This is a genomic window from Cellulomonas triticagri (genome assembly GCF_003696205.1).
In the GTDB taxonomy this organism is placed as follows: domain Bacteria; phylum Actinomycetota; class Actinomycetes; order Actinomycetales; family Cellulomonadaceae; genus Cellulomonas; species Cellulomonas triticagri.
This window is the reverse complement of record NZ_RFFI01000265.1, coordinates 1-1195: the sequence shown is the minus strand read 5'-3', so window position 1 is coordinate 1195 and position 1195 is coordinate 1. Positions and strand designations below refer to the sequence as shown.

At 80.1% G+C, this 1195-nt stretch carries 1 protein-coding gene; it reads right to left on the bottom strand.

All coding sequences use genetic code 11. The features are described from left to right. Positions 1-1195, bottom strand: a 1195-nt coding sequence (locus tag EBM89_RS20735; RefSeq protein WP_147463661.1) for a tetratricopeptide repeat protein, incomplete at both ends; no start/stop codon positions are given.

The window sequence follows — 1195 nt, the reverse complement described above, 5'->3', positions numbered from 1 at the left end:
CCCCGCGGCCCGCGTCGAGCGCCTCGCGCCACCGCGCCGCCGCGCCCACGGCATCGCCCGCGGAGCGAGCGCAGTCGCCCAGGCCGGTGAGCGCGACCACCTGCTCGCCGACGTCCCCGGCCTCGCGGGCCAGGTCCAGCGCCCGGGCGAACCAGGTCTCGGCCGGCTCGCCCGCGTCCAGCGCGACGGCACCGCGGGCGTTCAGGGCCTCCACCTCGACCAGCCGGGCGCGCAGTCCGGCCGCCGCCTCCAGTGCGTCGGCGAGCGTCGCCGCCGCGGCCTCCAGGTCCCCGGTGCGGTGCTGGGCCTGCCCGAGCACGGCCAGCACCTCGGCGCGCACCTCCACGTCGCCCAGGTCGGCGGCGCGGTCGACCAGGGCCCGCAGCGACGGGACCGCGGCGGCCACCTCGTCCCCGACGACCACGGCGAGCCGCTGCTCCTGCAGCGCGGTGCGCAGGCCGAGGTTCGCGTCGCCCAGCCGCTCGGCGGCGACCCGGGCCAGGGCGACGCGGGCGCGCGCCTCCGGGTACCGCCCGGCGTGCTCCAGCGCGAGCGCCGAGTTGCTGGTGACGACGGCGACGTTCAGCACGTCCCCGACGTGCTCGGCGAGCGCCAGGGCGAGGTCGTAGCCCGCGAACGACTCCTCGTGCCGACCCAGCACCCGCAGCGCGTCCGCGTGGTTGCCGACCGCGCGACCCTCGCTGACGGCGTCGCCCCCGGCCCGCGCGGCGGCGGCCGCCTCGGCGTAGGTGCGCACGGCGTCGTCGGTTCGGCCGAGCCGCTTGTAGACGTTCCCGATCCGGTTCAGCGTCTGGCCGGGGCGCGGGTCGTGCCCCGACTCGTGCGCGCGGACCAGGTGGGACAGCGCCTCGTCGTAGCGGCCCAGGTGCTCCAGGGCGCGCCCCAGGTCCCGACCCGCGCGGCTGCGGCCGGCCGGGTCGGCGGACTGCGCGGCGGCGCCGTGCAGCAGCAGCGCGTCCCGGCGGTGCCCGGCCGTGTCCAGGTAGGCGGACAGCAGGCCGGACAGGTCGCCGAGCGGGGTGGCGAGCCCGAGGTCCGCGCACCGCAGCCCCGCCGCGACGGCGACGGGACGCAGGGCGTCCAGCCGCTCGCGCGCGACGGCGGGCGTCGTCGTGGCGGCGACGCCCGCGGTGACGTCGTGGTGCGGCGCGACGGCGGCGACCAGCGGCCGGGC